We start from the raw sequence: 26,860 nt of genomic DNA, 5'->3' as shown, positions 1-26,860 counted from the left end.
TGATGTCGGTGGGTTTCGGCGTCACGCGGACAGCCAGTGCCGCACGCAGGCGATGAGGTCGTTCGCGTCGACGGGCTTCGTCACGTAGTCGCTGGCGCCGGCCGCCAGGCTCTTCTCCCGGTCGCCCGGCATGGCCTTGGCGGTGACCGCGACGATCGGCAGGCCCCGGTACTCGGGCATCTTCCTGATCTCGGCGGTCGCGGCGTACCCGTCCATCTCCGGCATCATCACGTCCATCAGCACGAGACGGATCTCGGGGTGCGCGGTGAGGATGTCGATGCTCTTGCGGCCGTTCTCCGCGTGCAGCACCCGCAGGCCGTGCAGTTCGAGGATGCCGCTGAGGGCGAAGAGGTTGCGGGCGTCGTCGTCGACGACGAGCACCGTGTGTCCCGCCAGGGTGATGTCGACCTCCGGCGCCGTGCCCAGGCTCTCCTCCATCCGGACGAGCGGCACCACGTCCCCGGGTTGCTCGGCCGACAGGTGCAGGGTGATCCGTTCCTTCAGCTCGTCCAGGCTCGACAGCACCTCCAGGGGGCGGTTGTCCGCCCGGGCCTGCAGGGCGGCCTCCTGAGCCGCGCTCGGACGGTGGTTGTTGTGGACGAGGACCGGAACGGTGGCCAGCGCGGTGTCACCGTCCACGGCCTCGAGCAGCCGCGGGCCCTCGCCGTCGGGCAGATCCATGCTGAGGACGACGCAGTGGCACGGACCGGCGGCCAGGGCGGAGGCCGCCTCCTGGGCGTCCATCGCGGTGACGATCTCCACGGCGTCATGCTGATCCCGCGCGGCACGGCTGTGGTCCAGGTCGGCGACGGCGCTCTCCGCGACCACGGAGAGCAGCCCGCGCACGCGCTCCTCGACGATCAGCAGCCGCCGCGTGTGCGGCACCGGGAGTGCGGGAGCCGTACCCGGGCGCCGGCCCTCGGCCGGCTCGACGGCGCTGTCGTCGTCCTGCGTTCCGTCCAGCCGCGGTGCGGCGGAGAGCTCCTCGAAGTCGGCGCGCGCCACCGGAAGATAGAGCGTGAAGGTGCTGCCCTGCCCCGGATTGCTGTCCACGGTCACCGCGCCGCCCAGCAGGTGGGCGATCTCCCGGGTGATGGACAGGCCCAGACCGGTGCCCCCGTACTTGCGGCTCATGGTGCCGTCCGCCTGCTGGAAGGCGCCGAAGATGGTCTCCAGCTGCTGTTCGGGAATGCCGATGCCCGTGTCCTCGACACGGAAGGCCACCACGGGGCCGCCGCGGTACACGATCTCGGGTACATCGTCGTCGGCCGCCGGCTCGATGCGCAGCTCGACGCCGCCTCGCTCGGTGAACTTCACCGCGTTGGACAGCAGATTGCGCAGCACCTGGCGCAACCGCGCGTCGTCCGTGACCAGGTCGGCGGGCGCGCCCGGAGCCCTGGTGATGGCGAAGGTCAGGCCCTTCTGGGTGGTCATCGGCCGGAAGGTGGCCTCGACGTAGTCCAGGAGGCGCCGCAGCGGCACGCGTTCCGGGGCGATGTCCATCTTCCCCGCCTCGACCTTCGACAGGTCGAGGATGTCGTTGATGAGCTGCAGCAGGTCGGAGCCGGCGGAGTGGATGATGCCCGCGTACTCCACCTGCTTCGGCGTCAGGTTCCGGGAGGGGTTCTGGGCGAGCAACTGGGCGAGGATGAGCAGGCTGTTCAGCGGGGTGCGCAGTTCGTGGCTCATGTTGGCCAGGAACTCCGACTTGTACTTCGAGGCCAGCGACAGTTGCTTGGCCCGGTCCTCCAGCTCTTGGCGGGCCTGTTCGATCTGCAGGTTCTTCGCCTCGATGTCCCGGTTCTGCGTGGCCAGCAGGGTGGCCTTCTCCTCCAGCTCCGCGTTGGACCGCTGCAGCTCGCCCTGGCGGACCTGCAACTCGTCGGAGCGGACCCGCAGTTCCTCGGCCAGCCGCTGGGACTCGCCGAGCAGTTCGTCGGTGCGGGCGTTGGCGAGGATGGTGTTGACGTTGACGCCGATGGTCTCCCTGAGCTGCTCAAGGAAGTCCTGGTGGATCTGGGTGAACCGGGTGACCGAGGCCAGCTCGATGACGCCGAGCACCTGTTCCTCGACGGTGAGGGGCAGCACCGTCAACGAGGTCGGAGTCGTCCTGCCGAGCCCGGACGAGATGGTCACGTAGTCGGCCGGGAGCTCGTCCACGGTGATGGTGCGGCGGCTGCGTGCCGCCTGGCCGATCAGGGTGTGCCCGAGGGGGATGCGCTCGAGGCGGTCGCCGTCGGCGGGGTAGCCGTAGGAGCCGATGAGCCGCAGCTCCACGCCGGTACCGGTCTCCTCGGCCAGGTAGAACGCCCCGTACTGCGCGGAGACCAGCGGCGTCAGCTCGTCCATGATGAGCTCGGCCACGACGTCCAGGTCCCGGTGCCCCTGCATGAGGGAGGACACCCGGGCCAGGTTGGACTTCAGCCAGTCCTGTTCCTGGTTCGCCTGCGTCGTGTCCCGCAGGGACTCCACCATCGCGTTGATGTTGTCCTTGAGCTCGGCCACCTCGCCGGAGGCGTCCACCGTGATCGACCGGGTGAGGTCGCCCTCGGCGACGGCACTGGCCACCTCGGCGATCGCCCGCACCTGCCGGGTCAGGTTGCCGGCCAGTTCGTTCACGTTCTCGGTGAGCCGCTTCCAGGTACCCGAGACACCTTCGACCTCGGCCTGACCACCGAGCCGGCCCTCGCTGCCCACCTCCCGCGCCACGCGGGTGACCTCGGCGGCGAACGAGGACAGTTGGTCGACCATCGTGTTGATCGTGGTCTTGAGTTCCAGGATCTCGCCGCGCGCGTCGACGTCGATCTTCTTGGACAGGTCGCCGTTGGCGACAGCCGTGGTCACCAGCGCGATGTTGCGGACCTGCCCGGTCAGGTTGTTCGCCATCGAGTTGACGTTGTCGGTGAGGTCCTTCCACGTGCCGGCGACGTTGGGCACATGGGCCTGGCCTCCGAGGCGTCCCTCGGTGCCGACCTCCCGGGCCACGCGGGTCACCTCGTCGGCGAAGGCGGACAGGGTGTCGACCATCGTGTTGATCGTGCCGGCCAGCGCGGCGACCTCGCCCTTGGCCTCCACAGTGATCTTCTGTGACAGGTCACCGCGGGCCACGGCCGTGGCCACCTGGGCGATGGAGCGGACCTGCCCGGTCAGGTTGGAGGCCATCACGTTGACGTTGTCGGTGAGGTCCTTCCAGGTGCCCGACACTCCGCGCACGGTGGCCTGGCCGCCGAGGTTGCCCTCGGTGCCGACCTCCCTGGAGACCCTGGTGACCTCGTCGGCGAAGGACGACAGCTGGTCGACCATCGTGTTGATGGTCTCCTTCAACTTCAGGATCTCGCCCCGCGCGTCCACGCGGATCTTCTGCGACAGATCGCCCTGTGCCACGGCCGTGGTCACCTCGGCGATGGAGCGGACCTGGGCGGTCAGGTTGTCCGCCATGAAGTTCACCGAGTCCGTCAGGTCCCGCCAGGTACCCCGCACACCCTTGACATCGGCCTGCCCGCCCAGCCGGCCCTCGGTCCCCACCTCCCGCGCCACACGCGTGACCTCGTCCGCGAACGCCGAAAGCTGATCGACCATCGTGTTGATGGTGTTCTTCAACTCCAGAATCTCGCCCCGGGCGTCGACGGTGATCTTCTGGGACAGATCCCCCTTGGCGACCGCGGTGGCCACCTGGGCGATGGAGCGCACCTGACCGGTCAGGTTCCCCGCCATGAAGTTCACCGAGTCCGTCAGGTCCCGCCAGGTACCCCGCACACCCTTGACATCGGCCTGCCCGCCCAGCCGGCCCTCGGTCCCCACCTCCCGCGCCACACGCGTGACCTCGTCCGCGAACGCCGAAAGCTGATCGACCATCGTGTTGATGGTGTTCTTCAACTCCAGAATCTCGCCCCGGGCGTCGACGTCGATCTTCTGCGACAGGTCGCCCTTGGCGACGGCGGTGGCCACCTGGGCGATGTCACGCACCTGGGTGGTCAAGTTGCCGGCCATGGCGTTGACCGAGTCGGTCAGGTCGGCCCAGGTTCCGGAAACCCCGGGTACCTGGGCCTGGCCGCCCAGCGTGCCCTCGGTACCGACCTCGCGTGCCACCCGGGTCACCTCGGAGGTGAACAGCGACAACTGGTCGACCATGCCGTTGAACACGGACGCGATCTCGCCGAGCAGGCCGCCGGCCTCTTCCGGCAGCCGGGTGCCGAAGTCGCCGTCGCGTACCGCCGTCAGCCCGGCCAGCAACCGCCGTAGCTCCGGCTCCCCCGGCACTGCGCTCGGCTCCTGGATCGCGGTACCCGCCTTGTCCATGCTCTCCCTCTCCCCGAACGCCCCGCGGCATTCGCACCGACATGCGGACCTGCCGTCAACTGCCGGAACTCTCGCCCCCACCGGCAGCCACGAACGGTCTCATCGTATGGCCCGGCCGGCCCCCGATTTGATTCCGGCAAGTATTGTCACCCGACAACGGCCGAAGGTCGACCGACAAGCCTTCCGGTAATCGCCCGGGACGCGATTCGCCCGGGACTCCGGCCGGCACCGCCGCCGGACGCCGCGCGAAACGACGCGGCGCCCCTACCTGCGGTTGCTCCAGGGGATCGGTATCGTCCGCCCCGATGCCCCGGGTCCGCGGCTCGACCGCCCGCACGAGGAGGAGCACCATGGCCGATCGCCGGCAGGGAAACGCGTCGGAGGACGGGTCCGCGTCGCCGGCACTCGAGGCCCGTCGGGCGAGTACGCACGACACGGTGCGGCTCGCGGTGGTCATCGGTGCTCTCGGTGTGGTCTTCGGCGACATCGGGACCAGCCCGATCTACACCCTCCAGACGGTGTTCAATCCGAGCGACCCGCACCCGGTTCCGGTCAGCACGGACAACGTGTACGGGGTGGTGTCCCTGGTTTTCTGGTCGGTGATGATCATCGTCACGGTCACCTATGTGCTGCTGGCGACGCGCGCCGACAACGACGGCGAGGGCGGCATCATGGCGTTGATCACCCTGCTGCGACGGTTGAGTTCACAGCGTGGGCGCCGGGCCGCCGCCGCACTGGCCGCGCTCGGCATCTTCGGTGCGTCGCTGTTCTTCGGCGACAGCATGATCACCCCGGCGATCTCGGTGCTGTCCGCGGTCGAGGGCCTCAAGGTCGTCCAGCCGTCACTCGAAGACGCGGTCGTGCCCATCACCGCGGTGATCATCGTGCTTCTGTTCCTGGTGCAGCGCAGGGGAACCGCGGCGGTGGGCCGGGTGTTCGGCCCGATCATGATCGCCTGGTTCGTGGCCATCGGCGCGTGCGGCGTCGTGGGCATCGCCGACCACCCGGACATTCTCAAGGCGCTGTCACCGACGTACGCGTTGGGCTTCCTGTTCGGCCACTGGGGTACCGCCTTCTTCGCCCTGGCCGCGATCGTCCTCGCGGTCACCGGGGCCGAGGCGCTCTACGCCGACATGGGGCACTTCGGCCGCCGGGCGATCACCCGGGGCTGGCTGTTCCTCGTCCTGCCCGCCTGCGTTCTGAGCTATCTGGGCCAGGGCGCGCTGATCCTCGACGACGCGGACAACATCAGCAGCCCGTTCTTCCTGCTCGTGCCCGGCTGGGGACGCTGGCCGATGGTCCTGCTCGCCACGGCCGCGACCGTGATCGCCTCCCAGGCGGTCATCACCGGCGCGTACTCGGTCGCCTCCCAGGCGGCCCAGCTGGGCTATCTGCCGAGGCTGCGCATCGCGCACACCTCCGAATCCACCATCGGCCAGATCTACGTCCCCTGGATCAACTGGCTCCTGATGGTCTCGGTCCTCACCCTGGTCTTCGCCTTCCGCGCCTCCGAGGCGCTGGCCTACGCGTTCGGCATGGCGGTCACCGGCACCATCACCATCACCACCCTGCTGTTCTTCTACGTCGCCCGCGCGAAGTGGGGCACACCCCGCTGGCTGCTCGCCGTCGGCGCGGGCGTGCTCCTCTTCGTGGACCTGCTGTTCGTGGCGGCCAACATGACCAAGCTCGTCCACGGCGCGTGGCTGCCGCTGCTGATCGGGCTCACCGCGTTCACCGTCATGACGACCTGGCAACGCGGCCGGGAACTGGTCACCGCGGAACGGGCGCGCCAGGAAGGCCCGCTGCCCGAGTTCATCGAACACCTCCGGGAGGGGCAGGAGCCGACGGTCCGGGCACCCGGCACGGCCGTCTTCCTGAACCGGGGGAAGGAGACCGCGCCCCTGGCGATGGTGGCCAACGTCGAGCACAACCACGTGCGGCACGACCATGTCGTGATCCTGGCCATCAGGACCGAGCCCGTGCCCCGGGTCCGGGCCGACCAGCGGATCGCCGTCGACGGCCTGGGGTACGCCGACGACGGGATCATCCACGTCACCGCCCGGTTCGGCTACATGGAGACACCGGACGTGCCCGGCACCCTGGCCCTGCTCGACCCGGCCGACACCGAAGGGCCGCTGCAGATCGACCAGGCGTCCTACTTCCTGTCGAAGATCGAGCTCCGGCGCGGGAAGGCCCCGACGATGGCGCCCTGGCGCAAGCGGCTGTTCATCGCCACCTCCTACATCACGGCCGACGCCGCCGAGTACTTCGGCCTGCCCCGCGACCGCACGGTCATCATGGGCTCACAGATCGAGGTGTAGGGCGCCTCGGCGGGGATGGCCGTGTCGCGGGGTGAACGGGAGCGATGCGCTCGACCGGGGTGCGGGACGACGTCCCGCACCCGGCGGTCGCAACGAGAACCCGGAGCCGGAGCGGTCAGTCCTCGCCCTCGAGGTTCCCCTCCGTCTCCAGGTACACCTGCCGCAGCCCCTCCAGCACCGCCGGGTCGGGCTTCTCCCACATCCCCCGCGACTCGGCCTCCAGCAGCCGCTCGGCGATGCCGTGCAGGGCCCAGGGGTTGGCCTGCTGGAGGAACTCGCGGTTGGTCTCGTCCAGGACGTAGGTCTCGGTGAGCTTGTCGTACATCCAGTCGGCGATCACGCCGGTCGTGGCGTCGTAGCCGAACAGGTAGTCCACCGTGGCGGCCAGTTCGAAGGCGCCCTTGTAGCCGTGGCGGCGCATCGCCTCGATCCACTTGGGGTTGACCACGCGGGCGCGGAAGACGCGCGAGGTCTCCTCGACGAGGGTGCGGGTGCGGACCGTCTCGGGGCGGGTCGAGTCGCCGATGTACGCCTCGGGCGCCGTGCCCCGCAGGGCGCGGACCGTGGCGACCATGCCGCCGTGGTACTGGAAGTAGTCGTCGGAGTCGGCGATGTCGTGCTCGCGCGTGTCCGTGTTCTTCGCGGCGACCTCGATGCGCTTGTACGCCGTCTCCATCTCCTCACGGGCCGGGCGGCCGTCGAGTTCACGGCCGTAGGCGTAGCCGCCCCAGACGGTGTAGACCTCGGCGAGGTCGGCGTCGGTGCGCCAGTCGCGGGAGTCGATGAGCTGGAGCAGACCGGCGCCGTAGGTGCCGGGGCGGGAGCCGAAGATACGGGTGGTGGCGCGGCGTTCGTCCCCGTGCTCGGCCAAGTCGGCCTTGACGTGGGCCCGGACGTGGTTCACCGAGGCCGGCTCGTCCAGCGACGCCGCCAGGCGTACGGCGTCGTCCAGCAGCCCGATCGTGTGCGGGAAGGCGTCCCGGAAGAAGCCCGAGATGCGCAGGGTGACGTCGATGCGGGGGCGGCCCAGCTCCTCGGCGGGGACGGGCTCCAGCCCGGTCACGCGGCGGGAGGCGTCGTCCCAGACCGGGCGGATGCCGAGCAGGGCGAGGGCCTCGGCCACATCGTCGCCCGCCGTGCGCATGGCGCTCGTGCCCCACAACGACAGCCCCACGGAGGTGGGCCATTCGCCGTTGTCGGTGCGGTAGCGCTCCAGCAGGGAGTCCGCGAGGGCCTGGCCGGTCTCCCAGGCGAGGCGGGAGGGGACGGCCTTGGGGTCGACGGAGTAGAAGTTGCGGCCGGTCGGCAGGACGTTGACCAGGCCGCGCAGTGGGGAGCCGGACGGGCCGGCCGGGACGAAGCCGCCGCCCAGCGCGTGCACCGTGTGGTCGATCTCGGCGGTGGTCCCGGCGAGGCGCGGCACGACCTCGCGGGCCGCGAACTCCAGGATGGCGGCGACCTGTTCGCCGTGCTCGGTGGGAACGGCGGCCGGGTCCCAGCCCGCGTCCTCCATCGCCTGGACCAGGGCGCGGGCCTTCTCCTCCGCCGCGTCGGCGGTCGTGCGGGTGGCGGCGGACTCGTCGAGGCCCAGCGCCTCGCGCAGGCCGGGCAGGGCCGTGGTGCCGCCCCAGATCTGGCGGGCCCGGAGGACGGCTAGGACCAGGTTGACGTGGTCGCCACCGGTGGGCGGGTTGCCGAGGACGTGCAGACCGTCGCGGATCTGGGCGTCCTTGACCTCGCAGAGCCAGCCGTCGACGTGGAGCAGGAAGTCGTCGAAGCCGTCGTCGTCGGGGCGGTCGTCCATGCCGAGGTCGTGGTCGAGCTTCGCGGCCTGGATGAGGGTCCAGATCTGGGCGCGGATCGCCGGGAGCTTGGCGGGGTCCATGGACGAGATCTGGGCGTACTCGTCGAGCAGTTGCTCCAGGCGCGCGATGTCGCCGTAGGAGTCGGCGCGGGCCATGGGCGGTACGAGGTGGTCGACGAGGGTGGCGTGGACGCGGCGCTTGGCCTGGGTGCCCTCGCCGGGGTCGTTGACCAGGAACGGGTAGATCAGGGGAAGGTCGCCGAGGGCGGCGTCGGGGCCGCAGGCGGCGGACAGGCCGGCGTTCTTGCCGGGCAGCCACTCCAGGTTGCCGTGCTTGCCGAGGTGGATCATCGCGTCGGCGCCGAAACCGCCGTCCTCGGCACGCGCGGCGATCCAGCGGTAGGCGGCCAGGTAGTGGTGGGACGGCGGAAGGTCCGGGTCGTGGTAGATGGCGATGGGGTTCTCGCCGAAGCCGCGCGGGGGCTGGATGAGGATCAGCAGGTTGCCGAAGCGGAGGGCCGCGAGGACGATGTCGCCCTCCGGGTTGCGGCTGCGGTCGACGAACATCTCGCCCGGCGCCGGACCCCAGTGCTCCTCCACCGCCGTGCGCAGTTCCTCGGGGAGCGTGGCGTACCAGCGGCGGTAGTCGGCCGCCGGGATACGCACCGGGTTGCGGGCCAGCTGCTCCTCGGTGAGCCAGTCCTGGTCGTGGCCGCCCGCCTCGATCAGCGCGCGGATCAGCTCGTCGCCGTCGCCGGAGGCCAGGCCCGGCACCTCGGCGTCCGTGCCGAAGTCGTAGCCCTCCTCGCGCAGGCGCCGCAGCAGGGCCACCGCGCTGGCGGGGGTGTCGAGGCCGACCGCGTTGCCGATGCGGGAGTGCTTGGTCGGGTAGGCGGAGAGGACCAGCGCGAGGCGCTTGTCGGCGGGCCGGATGTGGCGGAGCCGGGCGTGGCGTACGGCGATTCCGGCGACGCGGGCCGCGCGCTCGGGGTCGGCGACATAGGCCGGGAGGCCGTCCTCGTCGATCTCCTTGAAGGAGAACGGGACGGTGATGAGGCGGCCGTCGAACTCGGGGACGGCGATCTGGCTGGCCGCGTCGAGCGGGGAGACGCCCTCGTCGTTCTCCTCCCAGGCGGCACGCGAACCCGTGAGGCACAGGGCCTGGAGGATCGGGACGTCCAACTCGGTGAGCGCACCGGCGTCCCAGGACTCGTCGTCACCGCCGGCCGATGCCTCGGCGGGCTTGGTGCCGCCCGCGGCGAGGACCGTGGTGATGATCACGTCGGCGGCGCGGAGTTCCTCGATGAGCTCGGGCTCGGGGGCGCGCAGGGAGGCGACGTACAGGGGCAGGGCCCGGGCACCCCCGTCCTCGATCGCGTCGCACAGGGCGGCGACGAACGCGGTGTTGCCGCTCATGTGGTGGGCCCGGTAGTAGAGCACGGCGACGGTCGGACCGTCGGCGCCGTCGCGGGGCGTGCGCTCCAGCGGGCCCCAGCTGGGTGCCGCCGCCGGTGCCTCGAAGCCGTGGCCGGTCAGCAGGACCGTGTCGGAGAGGAAGCGGGCGAGCTGCTCCAGGTTGGCCGGGCCGCCGTGGGCGAGGTAGGCGTGCGCCTCGGCGGCGATGCCGACGGGGACGGTGGAGGCTTCCATCAGCTGGGCGTCCGGGGCCTGTTCGCCGGTGAGGACGACCACCGGGCGGCCGTCGGCCAGCAGCAGGTCGAGGCCGTCCTGCCAGGCCCGGATGCCGCCGAGGAGGCGTACCACGACCAGGTCGACCCCGTCGAGAAGGCCGGGGAGATCGTCGAGGGCGAGACGTGAGGGGTTGGCGAAGCGGTAGGACACCGGACCCGCGGCCGCGCGGGCGCTCAGCAGATCGGTGTCGGACGTCGACAGGAGAAGGATCATGCGGCGTCGGCCTTCCTCGGGGTGTCCGCGCCCCGGGTGGTTCGAAACGGGTCTCCCCTGCTCGGGCGATGCCGAGCGCTCGGGGAAGGGAGTTCCTGACTCGCCCGGCCGCAAGGGCCGGACTCACAGTGGCGGGACCGCGCCGGACTCACACCGGCTTCCTCCCCTGTCGCCGTCGTGGCGATGGCGGACCGGATGATCCGCCGCGATCATAGTAAGTGCCAGGGGAAGAGGGCACGGCATACACCAGGTGTGATGGTAGGTATGCTCGCCGCCATGTCCACGGCTGTCCCGCGCTCATCGACCCAGGCCACAGCGGTCCCACGAGACCGCGGTGACGCCTGTCCGGGGACGCTGCGGCTGCACGCGGCGGACGACGGAGCGCTGGCCCGCGTCCGGCTTCCCGGTGGTGTGCTGACCGTGCGGCAGGCGCGGACGCTCGTGGACGTGGCGGAGCGGCTGGGCGACGGAGACCTGCATCTGACCTCGCGCGGCAACGCGCAGGTGCGGGGTCTGCCCGACGGATGCGCCGGGGAGCTGGCCGAGTTGCTGGACGCGGCCGGGCTGCTGCCCTCGCGCGGGCACGAGCGAGTGCGCAACATCGTGGCCTCGCCGCTGTCCGGTCTCGACGGGCGGGGCCTGCTGGACGTACGCCCCTGGCTGACGGCCCTCGACGCGGCGCTGTGCGCGAGCGAGGCGGCGCGGGCCCTGTCGGGACGTTTCCTGTTCGCGCTCGACGACGGACGCGGCGACGTGGCCGGGCTCGATGCCGATGTGACGGTACGGGCGACGGCGGACGGCGTCGCGGAACTCGCCCTCGGAGCGGCCGGGCAAGCGCTGCACGTCGGTGTCGCGGAAGCGGCCCGGGCCGCGCTGGTGGCCGCGGAGGCCTTCCTGGAGGCGGCGCGGACGAGCGGGGACCGCGTCTGGCGCGTGGATGAACTGTCCCTTTCCGGCGACGAGTTGCTCGATGCGGTCGGTCGGCGGCTGCGGACCGAGGGCATCCGGCACGAGCGGCGGGACCGGGCGACCGGCCGCACGGCAGGCCCGCCCCCGGGAGTCCTCGGTGCCGGCCTCTCCGTGCACGTTCCGCTGGGACGGCTCTCGGCGCACCAGTGGCGGGAACTGACGCACGTCGCCGCCGGTGAACTGCGTCTCACCCCGTGGCGCGGTGTGGTTCTTCCCACACACGGAACGGACCCGGACGAATCCCTCACCCGCCTCGCCGCCACCGGCCTGGTCACCGACCCCGGCTCCCCCTGGCTCCGCGTGGGTGCCTGTATCGGCAGGCCCGGATGCGCCAAGTCACGGGAGGACGTACGGACCGACGCGGCCGAGGCCCTCGACGCGATCGAGCCGAACGGCCTCCCCTTGTACTGGTCCGGGTGCGAACGCCGCTGCGGACACCCCCGGGGCGACCGCGTCGACGTGGTCGCCGCTCCGGGAGGCGGCTACCTGCTCTCCACCGCCGTGAGCGGCCAAAAACCCCGGACCGCCTCGATGGACGACCCCGCCCGACTCGCCACCGCCCTGGCGGCGATCACCTCATGACCCCTACGACGACCGAAGGTAGCGAGAAGAACACCGTGACCACGTACGACTACGAGAAGGACGGCCCGGCCATCTACCGCCAGTCCTTCGCCACCATCCGCGCGGAGGCGGACCTCGCGGCCCTGCCCGCCGACGTCAGCCAGGTCACGGTCCGGATGATCCACGCCTGCGGGATGGTCGACCTCGTACGGGACGTGGCCTACACCCCGGCCGTCGTCGCCCGCGCCCGCGAGGCCCTGCGCGCCGGCGCTCCCATCTTCACCGACGTGCAGATGGTGGCCAGCGGCGTGACGCGCAAGCGGCTGCCCGCCGACAACGACGTGCTGTGCACGCTCTCCGACCCGTCCGTGCCGGAGCTCGCGGCGAAGCTGGGCACCACGCGCAGCGCCGCCGCGCTGGAGCTGTGGCGGGACCGGCTGGAGGGCTCGGTCGTCGCCGTCGGCAACGCGCCCACCGCCCTGTTCCGGCTGCTGGAGATGATCGAGGAGGGGGCGCCCCGGCCTGCCGCCGTCATCGGCGTCCCGGTCGGTTTCGTCGGGGCCGCCGAGTCCAAGGACGCTCTGGCCGCGCACCCGTCGGGCCTGGAGCACCTGGTCGTGCGCGGCCGTCGCGGGGGCAGTGCCATCGCCGCCGCCGCGCTCAACGCGATCGCGAGTGAGGAAGAGTGAGCGGCAAGCTGTACGGGGTGGGGCTCGGCCCCGGTGACCCGTCCCTGATGACCGTACGGGCCGTGGAGGCCATCGCCGAGGCGGACGTGATCGCGTACCACAGTGCGCGGCACGGTCGTTCCATCGCGCGCTCGATCGCGGCGAAGCACATCCGCGCCGACCACATCGAGGAGCGGCTGGTCTACCCGGTCACGACCGAGACCACCGACCACCCCGGCGGCTACAAGGGCGCGATGGAGGAGTTCTACACCGAGGCGTCGGCCCGGCTCGCCGCGCACCTGGACGCGGGACGGACGGTCGCGGTCCTCGCCGAGGGCGACCCGCTCTTCTACGGCTCCTACATGCACATGCACAAGCGGCTCACCGACCGCTACGACACCGAGGTCATCCCCGGCGTCACGTCCGTGTCGGCCGCCGCCGCCCGGCTGGGCACCCCGCTCGCCGAGGGTGAGGAGGTGCTGACGATCCTGCCGGGCACGCTGCCCGAGGAGGAGCTGACCGCACGGCTCGCCGCGACCGATGTGGCCGTGGTGATGAAGCTGGGGCGGACCTTCACCAAGGTGCGCAGCGCGCTGGAGAGTTCGGGGCGGCTCGGCGAGGCCCGCTATGTCGAGCGGGCCACCATGGCCGGGGAACGGCTCGCCGAACTGGCGGACGTGGACGCGGAGTCGGTGCCGTACTTCTCGGTGGCCGTGCTGCCCAGCCAGGTCGACGCCGAGCGGCCCGAGGCCCGGGAACGGGGCGAGGTCGTGGTGGTCGGGACCGGGCCGGCCGGTCCGCTGTGGCTGACGCCCGAGACGCGGGGTGCGCTGGCCGCCGCCGACGACCTGGTCGGCTACACCACCTATCTGGACCGGGTGCCGCAGCGGGCGGGGCAGGTCCGGCACGGCTCGGACAACCGGGTCGAGTCGGAGCGCGCCGAGTTCGCCCTCGATCTGGCCCGGCGCGGGCGGCGGGTCGCGGTCGTCTCGGGCGGCGACCCGGGCGTCTTCGCCATGGCGACGGCCGTTCTGGAGGTCGCGTCGCAGAAGGAGTACGCGGACGTCCCGGTGCGGGTGCTGCCGGGTGTGACCGCCGCCAACGCCGCGGCGGCCCGCGCGGGCGCCCCGCTCGGGCACGACTACGCCGCCCTCTCGCTCTCCGACCGGCTCAAGCCGTGGGAGGTCATCGCCGAGCGGCTGAGCGCGGCCGCCTCCGCCGACCTGGTGCTGGCCCTGTACAACCCCGGGTCCCGCAGCCGCACCTGGCAGGTGGGCAAGGCTCGTGAGCTGCTGCTGGAGCACCGAGCGCCGGACACCCCGGTGGTGATGGCACGGGACGTGGGCGGCTCCGGTGAGCGGGTACGGATCGTGCGGCTGGCCGATCTGGACCCGGCCGAGGTCGACATGCGCACGATCCTGCTGGTCGGGTCCTCGCAGACGCGGGCCGTCCGGCGTGGGGACGGCGAGGAGATCGTCTGGACTCCGCGCCGGTATCCCGAGGCGTAGGCACGTGGGGCCCGGTTCAGCTCTCCCCGGCCACCGAAACGGGGGCCGGGGCGGGCTCGGCCAGGCCCTTCGTCCACTTCTCCTCGATCCGGCCGGCCTTCCACACCAGCAGGGCCACCGCCCAGGTGGCCACGAACAGGCCTACGACGACGTAGCCGATGACGTTCAGGTCGAGGCCGGACACCCAGTCCCAGAACGGACCGTGCAGGTCCGCCTGCTCGGCGATCAGGCCCAGCAGTTCGACCGTGCCGATGAGCAGCGCCACGGCGACGGACAGGCCGGTGATGGTGAGGTTGTAGTAGACCTTGCGCACCGGCTTGGAGAAGGCCCAGCCATAGGCGAAGTTCATGAACGAGCCGTCGATGGTGTCGAGCAGCGACATGCCGGCCGCGAACAGGACCGGCAGGCACAGGATCGCGTACCAGGGCAGGCCGGACGCGGCGCCCGAACCGGCGAGCACCAGCAGGGCGACCTCCGTCGCCGTGTCGAAGCCGAGACCGAAGAGCAGCCCCAGGGGGTACATCTGCCACGGCTTGGTGATCGACTTCATCAGGCGGCCCAGGAGCCGGTTCATGAAGCCGCGCTTGTCGAGCTGTTCCTCCAGGGCAGCCTCGTCGAAGTCGCCGGTGCGCATCCTGCGGAAGACCTTCCAAATGCCCGCCATGATCACGATGTTGATGATGGCGATGACGTAGAGGAAGGTTCCCGAGACGGTCGTCCCGATCCAGCCGGTGACGCTGTGCAGTTCGGAGTCGTCGTCGGCGACCGGCCCGGACAGTGCCCTGACGCCGAGGGAGAGCAGGAAGGTCAGGGCGAACACGATGCTCGAGTGGCCCAGCGAGAACCAGAAGCCGACCGACAGCGGGCGCTGTCCCTCGCTCATCAGTTTCCGCGTGGTGTTGTCGATCGCCGCGATGTGGTCGGCGTCGAAGGCGTGGCGCAGGCCGAGCGTGTAGGCCGTGACGCCGATGCCGATGCCGAAGGTCTTCGCCCCCAGGGTGTAGTGCTCCGGGGCGACGATCACGACGAGCGTGAACCAGCCGATGAGGTGCAGGGCCAGGATGAACGCGGCCATCCCGCCGATGCCCGCCCACTCCTTCCGGGTCATCGACGTGCGGATGCGGTGCCGGGCGGAGCCGGGAGCGGTGGTCATGGGGGCACAGGCCTCACGGGTCGAGGAACGGCTGTTCTCAGCCGCGCCCTCAAGGCTTCTGCGTGGTGTTTGCAGGTACAAGCCAGGTGTGGCAAAGCCCGTGCCAGGTTTCAGTCAGCTGCCGGGACAGCGCGCCGGTGCGGAAGTTCCCCGATCCATCGGGCCGCCTCTTCCGGGCCGGCCACGGCGGGCACGTGTTCGGGAACCGGCGGCCGGCGGACCACGACCACGGGCACTCCCGCCTCCCGCGCGGCCGTGAGTTTCGGAGCGGTGGCGGCTCCGCCGCTGTCCTTCGTCACCAGGACGTCGATGCGATGGCGGTGCAGGAGTTCGCGCTCTCCGTCGAGGGTGAAGGGACCGCGGTCGAGGAGCACCTCCATGCGGGCGGGGTGCGGGGCCTCGGGCGCGTCCACGGAGCGTACGAGGAACCACAGGGCGTCCAGACCGGCGAACGCGGCCAGGCCCATGCGTCCGGTGGTGAGGAACACCCGCCTGCCGAGGGCGGGCAGCAGCTCCGCGGCCTCCTCCAGGGAGCCGGCCTCGTGCCAGTCGTCGCCGGCGACCGGGACCCAGCCGGGGCGCCGCACCGCGAGCAGGGGAACATGGGCGGTGGCTGCGGCACGTGCCGCGTGGAAACTGATCGTCCCGGCGAAAGGGTGGGTGGCGTCGATGAGCACGTTCACCGCGTGCTCGGCGAGCCACGCGGTCAGCCCCTCCACGCCGCCGAAGCCGCCGATCCGGACCTCGCCCGGGGGCAGCCGGGGGCCGGCCACCCGCCCGGCGAGGGAGCTGGTCACGGTCAGACCGGGTGTGTCGTGGAGCAGTTCGGCAAGACGGCGGGCTTCCGTGGTCCCGCCGAGTATCAGTACGTGCATGGAAGTTCAGGTCCGTTCATGAGCAGCGAAGTGAAGGGTGGCCGCAGGGCCCAGCTGGAGCACACCGGCCTGCGGCACGGGTGGACCACCGGCGCCTGTGCGACGGCGGCCACGACGGCCGCGTACACGGCGCTGCTGACCGGGGAGTACCCCGACCCGGTGACGATCACCCTGCCCAAGGGGCAGACACCGTCGTTCGCGCTGGCGGCCGAGGAACTGGGCGACGGATACGCGATGGCGGGCGTCGTCAAGGACGCGGGCGACGACCCCGATGTCACGCACGGCGCGCTGGTCCGGGCCACGGTACGGCGGCTGCCCGCCGGGGCCGGGGTGGTCTTCAGGGCCGGGCCCGGGGTCGGGACGATCACCCGCCCCGGCCTGCCGCTGCCCGTCGGCGAGCCCGCCGTGAACCCCGTCCCCCGCCGGATGATGCGCGAGCACGTCGCCGAGGTCGCCGCCCGGTACGGTGGCACCGGCGACGTCGAGATCACCGTCTCCGTCGACCACGGCGAGGAGATCGCCCGCTCCACCTGGAACCCGCGGCTGGGCATCCTGGGCGGCCTGTCCATCCTCGGCACCACCGGGATCGTGGTGCCGTACTCCTGCTCGGCGTGGATCGACTCCATCCGCCGGGGTGTGGACGTGGCGCGGGCCGCGGGCCGTACGCATGTCGCCGGGTGCACCGGGTCGACGTCGGAGAAGACGGTCGTCGCCGAGTACGGGCTGCCCGAGGACGCCCTGCTCGACATGGGCGACTTCGCGGGCGCCGTGCTGAAGTACATCCGCCGCCACCCCGTCGACCGGCTGACGATCTGCGGTGGCTTCGCCAAGCTGTCCAAGCTCGCCGCCGGCCACCTCGACCTGCACTCCGCCCGCTCCCAGGTCGACAAGGGCTTCCTCGCCGAACTGGCCCGGCGGGGCGGCGCGGACGAGGCGCTGCGCGCCGAGGTGGCCGAGGCCAACACCGGGCTGGCCGCCCTGCAGTCGTGCATGGCCGCCGGTGTGCCGCTCGGTGACCTGGTCGCCAGGACCGCTCGCGACGAGGCACTGGGCGTGCTGCGCGGTGCGCCGGTGACGGTGGACGTGATCTGCATCGACCGGGCGGGCACGGTGGTGGGGCGCAGCTCGGTGGCCTGAGGCCCCGGGCGCCGGAAGCGCCTCCCCGAGCAGCTCAGCACACGTGACGCTCCCGCTCCGCCGAGTAGAGGTGGCTGTCCCGGAACCCCTCCGCCCCCAGTGTCCGCCCGACCATGATCACGGCCGTGCGCAGCACACCGGCCTCCTTCGTCTTCCCGGCGATCTCGTCGAGGGTGCCGCGGATGATCACCTCGTCCGGGCGGGAGGCGTAGGCGACGACCGCGGCCGGGCAGTCGGCGCCGTAGTGCGGGAGGAGTTCGTCGACCACGCGGTCCACGTAGCCGGCGGCCAGGTGCAGCACGATCAGCGCGCCGCTGCGGCCCAGGGTGGCCAGGTCCTCCCCGTCGGGCATGGCGGTGGCACGCTGGGCGACGCGGGTGAGGATCACGGTCTGGCCGACGGTCGGCACGGTCAGCTCCCGCTTCAGGGACGCCGCCGCGGCGGCGAAGGCCGGGACTCCCGGGACCACCTCGTAGGGCACTCCGGCCGTGTCCAGCCGTCGCATCTGCTCGGCGACCGCGCTGAACACGGACGGGTCCCCGGAGTGCAGCCGCGCCACGTCGTGCCCCTCCTCGTGGGCGCGGACCAGCTCGGCGGTGATCTCGTCCAGGGTGAGCTGCGCGGTGTCCACCAGCCGGGCGTCCGGCGGACATTCGGCCAGCAGCTCGCGCGGGACCAGGCTGCCCGCGTACAGGCAGACCCGGCAGGCCGAGAGGGTGCGGGCGCCGCGCACTGTGATCAGATCGGCGGCACCGGGTCCGGCGCCGATGAAGTACACGGTCATCTGTTGGCTCCCGAAGGGGTGTCGAGGGTCTTCTGTGCGGCCCACTGGGTCACGGGCATCGCCTGCCGCCACCCGGTGAAGCCGCCCACGGGCACGGCGTGCGCCACCGCGAGCCGCACCAGCTCGCCGCCGTGCCGACGGTGGGCGTCGGCGAGGAGCGCCTCGGACTCCAGGGTCACGGTGTTGGCGACCAGCCGCCCACCGGCCGGCAGGGCCTCCCAGCAGGCGTCGAGGAGACCGGGCCCGGTGAGGCCGCCGCCGATGAACACGGCGTCGGGCGGGGGCAGTTCGGCCAGGACCGAGGGCGCGGCTCCCGTGACGACCCGCAGGCCGGGCACGCCGAGGCGGTCGGCGTTGCGGGTGATGCGTGCGGCGCGCACCGGGTCCCGCTCGACGGTGACCGCGCGGCATGAGGGGTGGGTGCGCATCCACTCGATGGCGATCGAGCCCGAGCCGCCTCCGATGTCCCACAGCAGCTCCCCGGGGGCGGGGGCGAGCGTGCCGAGCGTGACGGCGCGGACGTGCCGCTTGGTGAGCTGCCCGTCGTGTTCGTAGGCCTCGTCCGGGAGGCCGGGCGCCGCGCCGAGGCGCGGGGCGTCCGGGGCGCGGCGGCAGGTGACGGCGACGATGTTCAGGGGGTCGCCGGGTGGCCGCGCGTCCGGCCAGTCGTCCGCGGTGGCCTCGGCGGTCGTGTGCTCCCGCGCGCCTCCGAGTTGCTCCAGGACCCGCATCCGGCTCGCTCCGAATCCCCGGTCCCGCAGCAGGGCGGCGACCTCGCCGGGCGTGTCGGCGCCCGCGCTGAGGACGAGGATCCGCCGGCCGTCATACAGAGCGGCGGCGAGACGGGCGGCGGGCCGGCCGACGAGCGTGACGACCTCGACGTCCTCCAGCGGCCAGCCGAGGCGGGCGGCGGCGTAGGAGACGGAGGAGGGGTGGGGCATGACGCGCAGGGCGCCCGCTTCCCCGACTTCCTCGGCGAGGGCGCGTCCGATGCCGTAGAACATGGGGTCCCCGCTGGCCAGTACGGCGATCCGGCGGCCGGCGTGAGCCGCGAGCAGGCCGGGGACCGCGGGGCGCAGGGGCGAGGGCCAGGCGATCCGCTCCCCGGCGCACCGCGGGGGCAGCAGGTCCAGCTGACGCGGGCCGCCGATCAGGACCTCGGCCTCGCTCAGCGCGGCACGAGAGGCGTCGGTCAGCCCCTCCCAGCCGTCGGCCCCGATCCCGACGACGGTCACGGCGGCGGTCGGTGCGGGACGTGCGGGGTTCACTGCGCGGTACCTCGGGATTCGGGGGCAGCTCTCGTGGGGCGACAAAGGCGCACTCTACTGGGCGCCGACCAGCACACCTTTGCTCGGGTGCACAGGCTCCGGCTCCGATGGCGATGAGCGCCCAGCGCCGGCCGGAGGCCGTGGAGGTCACGTCGAACGGGGCCCGGTGGGACAGGCCGAGGCTCCGGCGAGCCCGAGTTCGCGCTCGCCGAGGGGGGCGAAGAACCGCTCCACGTCGGCTTCGGTGACCTCGTCGAGAGTCGCCGGTGACCAGCGGGGATCGCGGTCCTTGTCGATGACCTGGGCGCGGATGCCCTCGACCAGGTCGGGCGTGCTCAGGGCGGCGCAGGAGACCCGGTACTCCTGCTCCAGCACCCGTTCCAGCGGGCCGAGCCGGCGGGCGCGGCGCAGGGCGGTGAGGGTGACCTTGAGGGCGGTGGGCGACTTGGCCAGCAGGGTCTCGGCGGTCTCCTTCGCTGCCGGGTCGCCGTGCGCGAGCAGCCGTTGGACGATCTCCTCGACCGTGTCGGAAGCGAAGCAGGAGTCGATCCACTCCCGCCGCCCGGCCAGTTCCCCTTCCGGTGCGGGCTTCACATGCCGGTCCAGGGCCTCCCGTACGGGCGTGCCGGCGAGGTCGTCGACGAACCGCCCCAGCGCCTCGGCGGGCACGTAGTGGTCGGCGAGACCGGCCAGGAGTGCGTCCCCGGCTCCGATCTGGGCGCCCGTCAGCGCGAGATGGGTGCCGAGTTCGCCCGGGGCGAGGGCGAGCAGGTAGGTGCCGCCGACGTCCGGGACGAAGCCGATGCCGGTCTCGGGCATGGCGATCCTCGACCGCTCGGTGACGATCCGGACGCTGCCGTGCGCGGAGACGCCGACGCCACCGCCCATGACGATGCCGTCCATGACGGCGACGTAGGGCTTGGGGTAGCGGGCGATGCGGGCGTTGAGGTGGTACTCGTCGCGCCAGAACGCGGCCGAGGCGGTGCCGTCCCCGTCGCGGACGTCGTCGTGGATGCCGCGGATGTCGCCGCCCGCGCACAGGCCGCGCTCCCCCGCACCGGTGATGACGACGGTCTCGACGGCCGGGTCCCGCTCCCAGCCGGTCAGGGCCTCGTCGATGCGGCGCACCATGGCGTGGGTGAGGGCGTTGAGGGCCTTGGGCCGGTCGAGGACGATGTGGGCGGCACGGCCCGCCGTACGGAACCGGACGTCGGTCATCCGAGTTCCTCCGTCAGGCCGCGGGCCACGATGACGCGCATGATCTCGTTGGTTCCTTCCAGGATCTGATGGACTCGCAGGTTACGGGCGATCTTCACGATGCCGTACTCGCCGAGTCCCCCCGGCACAGCTGCGGTCGAGGGTGCGTGACGGACATCACACCGCGCATTTCGCTGTCCTCAGGTCATCATATGACCTGATCTCCCGGGGACGGTTGAGGCAACCGCTCCGGACGGCACGGCAACGCGAGGATGGGCATGAGCGACCAGAACGAGCCCGCGCGACCGCGGGTGGGCGTGGTGGGCCTAGGAGCCATGGGCCTCGGGATGGCCCGGAGCCTGCGGGCGGCGGGGTACGACGTCGGCGTTCACGACCTGCGGCCGGAGACGGCCGCGGACTTCGCCCGCGAGGGCGGGACGGCGTTCGGGACCTGTGGCGAGCTGGCAGCCGCGGTGGACGTCCTGGTCGGCGTGGTGGTGAACGCCGCGCAGGTCGAGACCGTGCTGTTCGGTGCCGAGGGCGCGGCCGACCGGCTCCGCCCCGGCGCCGTCTTCGTCATGTGCTCCACGGTCGATCCGGGCTGGTCCGCCGCGCTCGAGGGCCGCCTGGCCGAGCGGGGGGTGCTCTACCTGGACGCGCCCATCTCCGGCGGCGCCGCGCGGGCGGCGGCCGGTGAACTCACCATGATGACGTCGGGCTCCACCGAGGCGTACTCCCTCGCCGACCCACTGCTCGAAGCCATGAGCGGCACCGTCTACCGCTTGGGAGAGCGCGCCGGCCTCGGCTCGAAGGTCAAGATCGTCAACCAGCTGCTCGCGGGCGTGCACATCGCCGCCGCGGCCGAGGCGATGGCCCTCGGTATCAAGGCGGGCGTTCCCGCCGAGGCGCTCTACGAGGTCATCACGCACAGCGCCGGCAACTCCTGGATGTTCGAGAACCGTATGGCCCATGTGCTCGACGGTGACTACACACCCCTCTCGGCCGTCGACATCTTCGTCAAGGACCTCGGGCTCGTGCTGGACACCGCCCGGCCGGAACGGTTCCCGCTCCCCCTCGCCGCCACCGCCCACCAGATGTTCCTCCAGGCGTCGGCGTCCGGACTGGGGGCCGAGGACGACAGCGCGGTCATCAAGATCTTCCCGGGGGTCGACCTGCCCAAGCCGGTGGAGGCCTGACATGGGGATCCGTCTCGGATGCATCGCCGACGACTTCACCGGCGCCACGGACCTCGCCAACAACCTGGTGCGCGCGGGCATGCGCGTGGTCCAGCTGATCGACACACCACCGGCCGGAGCCGCGCAGGCGATCGACGCGGACGCCGTGGTCATCGCCCTCAAGTCGCGGACCGTCCCGGCGGCCGACGCCGTCGAGGCATCGCTGCGGGCACTGGCCTGGTTGCGGTCCATGGGCGCCGAGCAGATCTACTTCAAGTACTGCTCCACCTTCGACTCGACACCGGCAGGCAACATCGGGCCGGTGACCGAGGCGCTGATGGACGCGCTGGGCACCGACTTCACGGTCGCGACGCCGGCCTTTCCCGACAACGGGCGCACGATCTTCAAAGGGCATCTCTTCGTCGGTGACGTGCTGCTCAGCGAAAGCGGCATGCGCCACCACCCGCTCACCCCGATGACCGACTCCAATCTGGTCTCCGTCCTCGGCGCGCAGACCACGCGAGAGGTCGGCCTCGTCGACCACACGGTCGTCGCCGACGGCGTCGAGGCGATCCGGGCCCGTGTCGACGCCCTGCGGGAGGACGGCTTCGGGATGGCCATCGTCGACGCCGTCTCCAACGACGACCTCGTGCGCCTGGGCGCGGCGGTCCAGGGGTTCCCGCTGGTGACCGCCGGTTCGGGGCTGGCGATCGGCCTGCCCGCGAACTGGGGGTTCAAGCCGTCCCGCGCCGCAGCGGAGCTGCCGCCCCCTTCCGGTCACCGGGCCGTCGTCTCGGGCTCGGTCTCCACGGCCACCAACCGTCAGGTCCTCGAGTACCTGCGCACCGGCCGGCCCGCGTTCAGCGTGGACCCGCTGCGCGTGGCCGCCGGCGAGGACGTGGTCGGGCAGGCCCTGGCCTTCGCCGAGTCGCACCTGGACGACGGGCCCGTCCTCGTCTACTCCACCGAGTCGGCCGAGACGGTCCGCACCGTCCAGGGCCGGCTCGGTGCCGCCGAGGCCGGTGAGCTCGTGGAGCGGACGCTGGCCCGCATCGCACAGGGGCTCGTGGCACATGGCGTGCGCCGGCTGGTCGTCGCGGGAGGCGAGACCTCGGGGGCGGTCGTCCAGGCGCTCGGTGTCACCGGACTCCGGATCGGGCCGCAGATCGACCCCGGTGTGCCCTGGTGCGCGGCGGCTCTTCCCGACGGAGACACGCTCCACATCACGCTCAAGTCCGGCAACTTCGGCGGCCCCGACTTCTTCACCCGCTCCTTCGCGCTCCTGGACGAGGAGGCAGCATGACCCCGCAGCCGAGCACCGCCGCCGGGACAGCGCACGACGAGGCGGTCGACCTGGCCCGCGAGGAGATCGTCCGCGTGGGCACCAGCCTGTTCGCCCGGGGCTACGTCCACGCCAGCGCTGGCAACATCAGTGCCAAAGTCGGCGACCACCATCTGATCACGCCCACCGACGCGGCCCTGGGGTTCCTCGAACCCGGCCGCCTGGCGCTGGTCGACGCCCGGGGTGAGCAGATCGCGGGCGACCGTGCCAGCAAGACCCTGACGCTCCATCGGCGCATCTGTGCCGCCGACCCCACGGCCCGGTTCGTCGTCCACACCCACTCCACGCACCTGGTCGCGCTCACGCTGGCCGGTGTCTGGAGCACCGCGGACGTGCTTCCGCCCCTCACGCCCTACTACGTGATGAAGGTCGGGCACGTGCCGCTCATCCCCTACCACCGGCCCGGCGACCCCCGCGTGGCCGACCTGGTGACCGCCCTCGTCGCCGACCGCGCAGCGAGCCGAACGCCCATCAGGGCGGTGCTGCTGGACCGGCTGGGCCCCGTGGTCTGGGGCCCCGACGCGGCCACCGCTCTCGCCGTCCTCGAAGAACTCGAGGAGACGGCACGTCTCTGGCTCCTGACCGACCGTCGCCCCGAGCCGCTTTCCGATCACGCGCTCGATGAACTCAGGTCCACCTTCAACGCCGCGTGGTGAACCCCTTCTCCCTTGCCGGAGAATTCCCCTGAGCCGCTCAAAGGATCGCCATGTCCATGCCCAAATCGGCGTCCCAAGTCCCCGACGTCGCCCGTGAGAACGCCGTCTTCCGCAAGGTCGTACGACGTATCGTCCCCTTCCTCGTCCTCTGTTACGTCGTCTCCTACCTCGACCGGGTCAATGTCGGCTTCGCGAAGCTGCAGATGTCCGACGACCTCGGATTCAGCGAGGCGGCGTACGGCCTCGGCGCCGGCCTGTTCTTCATCGGCTACTTCCTCTTCGAGGTGCCGTCGAACCTGATGCTGCAGCGCGTCGGCGCCCGCACCTGGATCGCCCGGATCATGATCAGCTGGGGTCTGGTCTCGGCGTCGTTCGTGTTCGTCAGCAACGAGGCGACGTTCTACGTCCTCAGGTTCCTCCTCGGCGCCGCTGAGGCGGGGTTCTACCCGGGGGTGATCCTGTACTGCACGTACTGGTTCCCGTCGCAGCGTCGTGCCCGGGTGATCGCGATGTTCATGTCCGCGATCCCGGTGGCCGGCATCTTCGGCAACCCGCTCTCCGGCTGGATCATGGACCGGTTCCAGGGGGTGAAGGGCTGGCAGGGCTGGCAGTGGATGTTCCTGCTGGAGGCGATACCCGCCGTCCTCATCGGTGTGGCCACCCTGTTCTACCTCGACAACAGCGTGCGCGCCGCGAAGTGGCTCACCGACGAGGAGAAGGACGTCGTCGAACGGGCGATCGCCGAGGACGCCGCGCACCAGACCGTGCACGGCCGGGTCTGGGACGCCTTCCGCGAGCCGAAGGTGTGGCTGATGTGCCTCATCTACTTCTGTTTCGTGATGGGTCAGTACGCCCTGACCTTCTGGATGCCCACGTTCATCGAGTCCACCGGCATCGAGGGCAACCTCGCGATCGGGGCGCTCAGCGCCGTGCCGTTCCTGGCCGCACTCGTCACGATGAACGTGCTGGGACGTTCGGCGGACAAGCACCGCGAGCGCCGCTGGCACCTGGTCGTCCCGAGCCTCATGGGCGCCGTCGGCTTCTCGCTGGCGGCCGGCTGGGCCGGATCGACCGCGCTGTCCCTGGCCGCGCTGTCCTTCGCCGCCGCCGGGGTGCTGACCTGCGCGCCCCTGTTCTGGTCGCTCCCCACCGCGTTCCTCGGGGGGACCGCCGCAGCGGTCGGCCTCGCGGCGATCAACTCGGTGGGCAACCTCGCCGGCTTCGTCAGTCCGTACATGATCGGCGCGCTGAAGGACGCCACCGGCTCGACATCGCTCCCGATGTACGTCCTGGCACTCAGCCTCGTCGTCGGCGCCGCCGCGGTGCTCACCACCGACAAGCAGACCGTCAACCGCTGACCGGCCCCTCCCGGTCCCCTCACAGGAGCCAGCATGCCGAGGTTCGCAGCGAACCTGTCCATGATGTATCCCGAGCACGACTTCCCCGACCGCTTCGCCGCGGCCTCGGCGGACGGCTTCACCGCCGTCGAATACCTCTTCCCCTATGCCTACGACAGCGCGGAGTTGCGGCACCGGCTCGATGACCATGGCCTCACGCAGGTGCTCTTCAACGCACCTCCCGGGGCCTGGGAGTCCGGAGAACGCGGGATCGCGGCGCTGCCCGGCCGCGAGGCGGAGCTCCGCTCCGGGTTCCCCCGGGCCCTCGAGTACGCCGCCGCGCTGGACTGCCCGCGGTTGCACGTGATGGCCGGTCTCGTGCCGCCGGACGTGACTCCGAAGGAGCGGGCCGAGCACCGCGACACCTACCTGGCCAACCTGGAATGGGCAGCGGAGCGAGCCGCCGAGCTGGCTGTCGACATCCTGGTCGAGCCGATCAACGGCCGCGACATGCCGGGCTACTTCCTGTCGAGGCAGGCGGAGGCCCATGCGGTGGTCCAGGAGGTGGGCGCCCCGAATCTCAAGGTGCAACTCGACCTGTACCACTGCCAGATCGTCGAAGGCGATCTCACGACGACGCTGCGCCGCGACCTGCCGACCGGCCGGGTCGGTCATCTGCAGATCGCCGGCGTGCCGGACCGCCACGAGCCGGACAACGGCGAGCTCGACATCCGGCATCTGTTCGGCGTCGTCGACGACCTGGACTTCGACGGGTGGATCGGCTGCGAGTACATCCCCCGTGCCGGCACGAGTGAGGGCCTCGGCTGGCTGAACGACTACCGAGGAGACAGCGCATGAGGATCGTCATCACGGGCGGCTTCGGCTTTCTGGGACGCGAGATCACCGACACCCTGCTGAGGACCCGGACGCACGGTGGTGCGCCGATCGATCAGCTGGTGCTCACCGACCGTTTCGTTCCGCCCGGGGCGCCGCAGGCGGCCGATCCCCTGGTGGAGATCGTGCGGGGTGACTTGGCCGAGTGTCTCGACGAGGTGTTCGCGGAGCCGGTCGATGTGCTGATCCACCTCGCCGCCGCCGTCTCGGCCGAGTGCGAGGCCGATTTCGACCTCGGGATGAGCGCCAACCTGGACACCACCCGCGCCCTCCTCGAAGCCGCCCGGGCCCAGTCGGCGGCCGGCGGGCCGGTGCCGCGCCTGGTGTTCTCCAGCAGCGTGGCGGTCTACGGTTCCGACCCGGCACTGCCGCTCCCGCCGGTCGTCAGCGAGTCGACCCTGCCCACGCCCCGGTCGAGCTATGGGATCCAGAAGCTCGTCTGCGAGCAGCTGGTCGCGGACTATACGCGCCGGGGCTTCATCGACGGACGCGTCGCCCGGCTGATGACCGTGTCCGTACGTCCCGGCAAGCCGAACGCCGCCGCCTCCGGCTTTCTGTCGGGCATCGTCCGCGAGCCGCTCGCGGGCCTCCCCGCGATCTGCCCCGTACGCCCCGACCTGCGGGTGGCCCTGGCGTCACCACGGCGCACGGTCGAGGGGATCCTCCGCATCGCGGAAGCCGAGCGCGGCAGCGGGAAGGGCCGGCTCGACGGCGGGCTGCCCGTCAACCTCCCGGCCCTCACGGTCTCGGTCGCCGAGATGCTGAGCACGCTGCGGCGCGTGGCGGGCGACGCCGCGGCCGATCTGGTGACCGTCGCGCCCGACCCCGAGGTCGAGGCCGTCGTGGGATCGTGGCCCTCCGTCTTCGACAACTCGCGTGCCGCCGCGCTCGGGCTGGAGCCCGACCCGAGCTTCGAATCGGTGGTGCGGGCCTACCTCGCCGACCACCCCGACGCGGTCCTGGTCAAGGCCTAGCGGAAAACGGAACGACGAGACCCGGGCCTATAG

18 protein-coding genes, 1 pseudogene and 1 riboswitch are annotated in these 26,860 nt (G+C 71.6%); of the genes and pseudogenes, 11 read left to right on the top strand and 8 right to left on the bottom strand.

The genetic code is table 11. The features are described 5' to 3' along the window. Positions 1–21: 21 nt before the first annotated feature. On the bottom strand, positions 22–4,299 hold the full coding sequence (locus OHU35_RS40030; RefSeq protein ID WP_405508891.1) for a HAMP domain-containing protein: 4,278 nt from the start codon (positions 4,297–4,299) through the stop codon (positions 22–24). Positions 4,300–4,649: 350 nt separating this feature from the next. Between OHU35_RS40030 and OHU35_RS40025 the strand changes: the two genes are divergently transcribed. After that, positions 4,650–6,620: a potassium transporter Kup gene (locus OHU35_RS40025; RefSeq protein WP_189727519.1), complete on the top strand. Its 1,971-nt coding sequence runs from the start codon at positions 4,650–4,652 to the stop codon at positions 6,618–6,620. Between the two features lie 115 nt (positions 6,621–6,735). On the opposite strand, the gene cobN is transcribed toward OHU35_RS40025, so the two are convergent. Continuing rightward, positions 6,736–10,329, bottom strand: a complete 3,594-nt coding sequence (cobN, locus tag OHU35_RS40020; protein ID WP_189727520.1) for a cobaltochelatase subunit CobN — start codon at positions 10,327–10,329, stop codon at positions 6,736–6,738. 89 nt (positions 10,330–10,418) lie between these two features. Next, positions 10,419–10,493, bottom strand: a riboswitch (cobalamin riboswitch). A gap of 100 nt (positions 10,494–10,593) precedes the next feature. Here cobN and cobG point away from each other — a divergent pair. The 3 genes from cobG to OHU35_RS40005 are packed head-to-tail and all read left to right on the top strand — an operon-like array spanning position 10,594 to position 14,035. Further along, entirely contained in the window at positions 10,594–11,880 is a 1,287-nt protein-coding gene (gene cobG, locus OHU35_RS40015) for a precorrin-3B synthase (RefSeq protein ID WP_359892985.1), read from the top strand. Beyond that, on the top strand, positions 11,877–12,548 hold the full coding sequence (locus tag OHU35_RS40010; RefSeq protein WP_189727522.1) for a precorrin-8X methylmutase: 672 nt from the start codon (positions 11,877–11,879) through the stop codon (positions 12,546–12,548). Before cobG ends, OHU35_RS40010 begins: the two co-directional genes overlap by 4 nt. Beyond that, positions 12,545–14,035 (top strand): precorrin-2 C(20)-methyltransferase, encoded by a 1,491-nt coding sequence (locus OHU35_RS40005; protein WP_189727523.1) that lies wholly within the window; start codon positions 12,545–12,547, stop codon positions 14,033–14,035. The genes OHU35_RS40010 and OHU35_RS40005 overlap by 4 nt, the downstream gene beginning before the upstream one ends. A 16-nt stretch (positions 14,036–14,051) precedes the next feature. Here OHU35_RS40005 and OHU35_RS40000 read toward each other — a convergent pair whose 3' ends face one another. Both OHU35_RS40000 and OHU35_RS39995 read right to left on the bottom strand, forming a co-directional pair. After that, the gene (locus OHU35_RS40000) at positions 14,052–15,143 is read right to left on the bottom strand and encodes a HoxN/HupN/NixA family nickel/cobalt transporter (RefSeq protein ID WP_405509418.1); all 1,092 of its coding nucleotides are present in this window, start codon (positions 15,141–15,143) and stop codon (positions 14,052–14,054) included. Positions 15,144–15,298: 155 nt separating this feature from the next. Then, positions 15,299–16,063 (bottom strand): cobalt-precorrin-6A reductase, encoded by a 765-nt coding sequence (locus OHU35_RS39995; RefSeq protein WP_405508887.1) that lies wholly within the window; start codon positions 16,061–16,063, stop codon positions 15,299–15,301. 18 nt (positions 16,064–16,081) lie between these two features. On the opposite strand from OHU35_RS39995, the gene OHU35_RS39990 reads away from it, so the two are divergent. Continuing rightward, complete coding sequence (locus OHU35_RS39990; RefSeq protein WP_405508885.1) at positions 16,082–17,200, top strand: cobalt-precorrin-5B (C(1))-methyltransferase; 1,119 nt, start codon at positions 16,082–16,084, stop codon at positions 17,198–17,200. A 34-nt stretch (positions 17,201–17,234) separates the two neighbouring features. On the opposite strand, the gene cobM is transcribed toward OHU35_RS39990, so the two are convergent. The 4 genes and pseudogenes from cobM to OHU35_RS39970 form a co-directional block, all read right to left on the bottom strand. Further along, the gene (cobM, locus tag OHU35_RS39985) at positions 17,235–17,984 is read right to left on the bottom strand and encodes a precorrin-4 C(11)-methyltransferase (RefSeq protein WP_405508883.1); all 750 of its coding nucleotides are present in this window, start codon (positions 17,982–17,984) and stop codon (positions 17,235–17,237) included. Then, on the bottom strand, positions 17,981–19,252 hold the full coding sequence (gene cbiE / locus OHU35_RS39980) for a precorrin-6y C5,15-methyltransferase (decarboxylating) subunit CbiE (RefSeq protein ID WP_405508881.1): 1,272 nt from the start codon (positions 19,250–19,252) through the stop codon (positions 17,981–17,983). The genes cobM and cbiE overlap by 4 nt, the downstream gene beginning before the upstream one ends. Before the next feature lie 147 nt (positions 19,253–19,399). Next, positions 19,400–20,470: an enoyl-CoA hydratase/isomerase family protein gene (locus tag OHU35_RS39975; protein WP_405508880.1), complete on the bottom strand. Its 1,071-nt coding sequence runs from the start codon at positions 20,468–20,470 to the stop codon at positions 19,400–19,402. Beyond that, positions 20,467–20,592: pseudogene (locus OHU35_RS39970) on the bottom strand (acyl-CoA dehydrogenase family protein); the annotation flags it as partial. The gene OHU35_RS39975 and the pseudogene OHU35_RS39970, both read right to left, overlap by 4 nt. Before the next feature lie 135 nt (positions 20,593–20,727). On the opposite strand from OHU35_RS39970, the gene ltnD reads away from it, so the two are divergent. From ltnD to denD, 6 genes are read left to right on the top strand one after another with little or no spacing between them, the layout of a single operon-like run. Beyond that, complete coding sequence (gene ltnD / locus OHU35_RS39965) at positions 20,728–21,645, top strand: L-threonate dehydrogenase (RefSeq protein WP_405508878.1); 918 nt, start codon at positions 20,728–20,730, stop codon at positions 21,643–21,645. A gap of 1 nt (position 21,646) precedes the next feature. Further along, entirely contained in the window at positions 21,647–22,927 is a 1,281-nt protein-coding gene (gene otnK / locus OHU35_RS39960; protein ID WP_405508876.1) for a 3-oxo-tetronate kinase, read from the top strand. Next, positions 22,924–23,622: an aldolase gene (locus OHU35_RS39955; protein WP_189727531.1), complete on the top strand. Its 699-nt coding sequence runs from the start codon at positions 22,924–22,926 to the stop codon at positions 23,620–23,622. Before otnK ends, OHU35_RS39955 begins: the two co-directional genes overlap by 4 nt. A gap of 50 nt (positions 23,623–23,672) precedes the next feature. Next, positions 23,673–24,980, top strand: a complete 1,308-nt coding sequence (locus tag OHU35_RS39950) for an MFS transporter (RefSeq protein ID WP_189727532.1) — start codon at positions 23,673–23,675, stop codon at positions 24,978–24,980. Positions 24,981–25,013: 33 nt separating this feature from the next. Then, positions 25,014–25,817 carry a 2-oxo-tetronate isomerase gene (gene otnI / locus OHU35_RS39945; protein WP_405508873.1) on the top strand — a complete coding sequence of 268 codons (804 nt, stop codon included), beginning with the start codon at positions 25,014–25,016 and terminating at the stop codon, positions 25,815–25,817. Further along, positions 25,814–26,827, top strand: a complete 1,014-nt coding sequence (gene denD, locus OHU35_RS39940) for a D-erythronate dehydrogenase (protein ID WP_189727534.1) — start codon at positions 25,814–25,816, stop codon at positions 26,825–26,827. The genes otnI and denD overlap by 4 nt, the downstream gene beginning before the upstream one ends. Positions 26,828–26,860 lie beyond the last annotated feature (33 nt).

The organism is Streptomyces purpurascens (assembly GCF_045040895.1).
Classification (GTDB): Bacteria; Actinomycetota; Actinomycetes; order Streptomycetales; family Streptomycetaceae; genus Streptomyces; species Streptomyces purpurascens.
Note: the sequence above shows the minus strand (reverse complement) of the source record. Positions and strands in the feature narration are given on the sequence as shown.